At 60.4% G+C, this 3,551-nt stretch carries 5 protein-coding genes and 1 pseudogene; 5 read left to right on the forward strand and 1 reads right to left on the reverse strand.

Annotated features, from left to right (window positions below; translation table 11 throughout):
- Window positions 1–275: pseudogene (locus HGB51_RS20105) on the reverse strand (transposase); the annotation flags it as partial.
- A 140-nt stretch (window positions 276–415) separates the two neighbouring features.
- Between HGB51_RS20105 and msrB the strand changes: the two are divergent.
- The 5 genes from msrB (at window position 416) to HGB51_RS20130 (ending at window position 3,449) form a co-directional block, all read left to right on the forward strand.
- Window positions 416–859 carry a peptide-methionine (R)-S-oxide reductase MsrB gene (gene msrB / locus HGB51_RS20110; RefSeq protein ID WP_004099035.1) on the forward strand — a complete coding sequence of 148 codons (444 nt, stop codon included), beginning with the start codon at window positions 416–418 and terminating at the stop codon, window positions 857–859.
- A 1-nt stretch (window position 860) separates the two neighbouring features.
- Window positions 861–1,400, forward strand: coding sequence for a peptide-methionine (S)-S-oxide reductase MsrA (msrA, locus tag HGB51_RS20115; protein ID WP_004099036.1), 540 nt, complete (start codon window positions 861–863; stop codon window positions 1,398–1,400).
- 132 nt (window positions 1,401–1,532) lie between these two features.
- On the forward strand, window positions 1,533–2,237 hold the full coding sequence (locus tag HGB51_RS20120; RefSeq protein WP_053507020.1) for a glutathione S-transferase N-terminal domain-containing protein: 705 nt from the start codon (window positions 1,533–1,535) through the stop codon (window positions 2,235–2,237).
- Window positions 2,234–3,202: a magnesium and cobalt transport protein CorA gene (locus HGB51_RS20125; protein WP_047290297.1), complete on the forward strand. Its 969-nt coding sequence runs from the start codon at window positions 2,234–2,236 to the stop codon at window positions 3,200–3,202. The genes HGB51_RS20120 and HGB51_RS20125 overlap by 4 nt, the downstream gene beginning before the upstream one ends.
- Window positions 3,203–3,293: 91 nt before the next feature.
- Window positions 3,294–3,449 carry a hypothetical protein gene (locus HGB51_RS20130; RefSeq protein ID WP_154583203.1) on the forward strand — a complete coding sequence of 52 codons (156 nt, stop codon included), beginning with the start codon at window positions 3,294–3,296 and terminating at the stop codon, window positions 3,447–3,449.
- Window positions 3,450–3,551 lie beyond the last annotated feature (102 nt).

Consider the following 3,551-nt stretch of genomic DNA (forward strand, 5'->3'; position numbering starts at 1 on the left):
GCGCTGCTCATCGGTACCACACCAGGCGCGCACTCCCCCGTGCTGATCGACGCGCCCAGCACGGGAGCGGCTTGCGCCGGTGTCGCCAGCGCCGTCACCGCAGCCCTGAGCGGCGAGTTGGGTGCCAGCACACCAAAGTAGCGGTGCCGGTGGGTGCGTGGTGGGGGTACCAGGGCGGCAATGCGGTCGATCAGCTCCAGCGGTGTGAGGTGCAGCTCATCAACCTTGGCACCGCGCTTGTCGCTGGTGGGTTCGCTGCGCTGCTTGCCGCAGCGACGTGAAGAGCTTCGGCGCTATGGAAACTATACGCGCAGCGTATTGGATAAATCTGGGGCGCACTGCTATAGTCGGCGCAATGACTGCAAAGATAAATGACAGTGTGTCGAGCTCTCTAGATTAATTATTGGAGACTATCATGAAGTTTGAGAAGTCACAGGCAGCAGTTGACCGCCTGACCCCCGAGCAACGCCGGATTACCCAGGATTCGGGGACCGAAAGGCCCTTCACGGGTGAGCACAACGACAACAAGGAGCCTGGCATCTACGTCGACATAGTGTCGGGAGAGCCGCTGTTCGCTTCAACGGACAAGTTCGATTCGGGTACTGGCTGGCCCAGCTTCACCAAGCCGATCGTTCCGGCAAACGTGAACGAGGTGCGGGACAGTGCACACGGCATGGTCCGGACGGAGGTCAGGTCGGTACACGCCGACAGCCATCTGGGCCACGTTTTCCCGGACGGTCCTTCCGACCGCGGCGGTCTGCGCTACTGCATCAACTCTGCGTCCCTTCGCTTCATCCCGCGCGACGAGATGGAGTCCGAGGGATACGGTGAATATCTCGATCAAGTAGAGGAGGCTTAACATGCATCAGCGCGCTGTTCTCGCAGGAGGATGTTTCTGGGGCATGCAGGATCTGATCCGCAAGCGGCCCGGCATCATCTCGACCCGTGTGGGTTACACGGGCGGCGATATTCCGAACGCCACGTATCGTAATCACGGCACGCATGCCGAGGGGATCGAGATTGTCTTCGACCCGACAGTGACGAGCTACCGGCACATCCTGGAATTCTTCTTCCAGATCCACGATCCGACGACGCTGAACCGCCAGGGCAATGATCGTGGGCTCTCCTACCGGTCGGGCATCTATTATGTCGACGAGGAGCAGAAGCGCGTCGCCGAGGATACGATCGCCGATGTGGATGCCTCGGGGCTGTGGGATGGCAAAGTGGTGACCGAGGTCCAGCCGGTCGGCGAGTTCTGGGAGGCCGAGCCCGATCACCAGGATTATCTGGAGAAGCGGCCGGGCGGCTACACCTGCCACTTCGTCCGTCCCGACTGGGTTCTTCCAAAGCGGCATGAGGCCGGCGATGTGAGCCCTGCGGCCGGGGCTGCAGCGGAATAGGCTTCGCTGCCGTTAGTGCCGCGCCGATCCGGTTCGCAACCTCCGACGACCGCGTCAATCGACGCGGTCGTCGAACCCGGCCTTGAAGCAGATCATTCCATTCAGCCGCCGTCGCAGTGCCAGGATCCAGATATGACAGACCTCTCCTCCTTTACCATCACGCAGCGCTGGCCAGCATCTTATCCGGATCGCTTGCAACTATACGCGGCCCCCACGCCCAACGGCGTCAAGGTCTCGATGATGCTGGAGGAGACTGGCCTGCCGTATGAGCCCCACTTCGTCGACATCTCGAACAACGAGTCGAAGGATCCAGCGTTCGTGTCGTTGAATCCCAACGGCCGCATACCCGCGATCATCGATCCGGCTGGCCCTGACGGCCAGCCCATTGGCATATGGGAAACCGGTGCGATCCTCATCTATCTGGCCGACAAGACGGGGCAGCTCATCTCAACAACACCCGCCCAGCGGTACGAGACTCTGGCCTGGGTGTTCTTTCAGGTGTCGGGCGTTGGGCCGACCTTCGGACAGCTAGGCTTTTTCCTGCGATTTGCCGGCAAGGACTATGAGGACAAGCGACCTCGGCAGCGCTTTGTTGATGAATCCAGGCGTCTTCTCGGGGTCCTGGATCACCGGCTGGAGGGCCGCGAATGGATTGTCGATGATTACTCGATCGCGGACATTGCGACGTTTGGCTGGGTGAATGCGCTGGTCGAATTCTACGCAGCGGGCGACATCCTCGGCCTAAGCAGCTATTCGAACGTGCAGGCATGGCTCGAACGCGGGCTGGCGCGACCGGCTGTACAGCGTGGCCTGCGAATTCCTGCGAGGCCTGCATGACCATTATCGCCGCATATTATTACAACGAAGGTAAGCGAGTCCGTGAAATCAGGCTCGATGAGCACGTCGAACTAAACGAGAATCGCTCGGGCTTCTGCTGGATCGCGCTTAGCGAGCCCACCGCAGACGAACTCAGCGCGATCCAGACGACGTATAACCTCCATCCTTTGGCGATCGACAACGCCATGCACCCGCTGTGCCCGCCCAAGCTCGAGGTCTACAACGATGAGTTGTACGTCGTCGCCCAGACCGCCGAGCTGGTCGGCGACCGGATCAGCTACGGCAAGATGGCGATCTTCACCGGTCACAATCACCTTATCACCGTGCGGCACGGCAATGCCGGAGCGCTGGGCAAACTTCGGGAGCAACTCGAGGCATCGCCGACGCAGTTCGGCAAGGGTGTCGACTATGTGCTGCACGCGATCTTGCACCGAGTGGTCGACCAGTATCTGCCCATCTTCGAAATGATCGAGGACGACGTCCTGGCGATGGAGCGACGGTCGCTGCACGCTTTCCTCGGGCCAGAAGAGGTGGCGCGAATCTTCGAACTAAGGTCCGAACTCACGCGGTTCCAGCGCACGCTCGGGGCTATGGCCGAGCTGGTGCGAAAGCTCGTTCGCGGCCACTTTCCCTGCATCAGCGCCGAAATGACACCATATTTCCACGACGTCGCGGACCATGTCCACCGCGTGCAGTCCATGGTCGACGGCCTCCTGCTTGTCCTGTCCACGGTCTTCGAGGCCAGCAGCCTTCTGGAAGCGCAAAGGATCGGTGTGGTCACTCGCCAGCTCGCGGCCTGGGCGGCGATCTTGGCGGTCCCGACGGCGATCGCCGGAATATATGGCATGAACTTCAAGCACATGCCGGAACTGGACACGCCATATGGCTACTTCGTCGTGCTCGGAGTGATAGCGGTGTTCTGCCTTCTCCTATTCATGCGCTTCAAGAAGGCCAAGTGGCTATGAGTAACGCACTTCGCGAGCTTCTCCGTCCGCCGAGTCACAGCGCGCTTTGTGCGCGAGCGTGTCCAATCCAGTTCAAGATGAAGGTGCTTCCATGACCTCCCAGGTGACCGACGTTCTAGAAGCAGTCCAGTCATTCATCGCCAAAGGCTATGACCGCGAATACCGCGTCAAGGACGGCAATCTCGTCGATCTCGAACTAGGGTCAACCCTCGATGCATGCAGACGGATAGGCGTTTTAACCGCATGAGGCCAAGTATCGCACCGCGGAAGCGCCATCAAGCCGGCTGAGACACTCGATTTTCCCGCCCAGGTGTCAGGTTCACCACCAGGGTTTGGCGTTCAGGAGAGT

Source organism: Stenotrophomonas bentonitica (assembly GCF_013185915.1).
GTDB classification, from domain to species: domain Bacteria; phylum Pseudomonadota; class Gammaproteobacteria; order Xanthomonadales; family Xanthomonadaceae; genus Stenotrophomonas; species Stenotrophomonas bentonitica.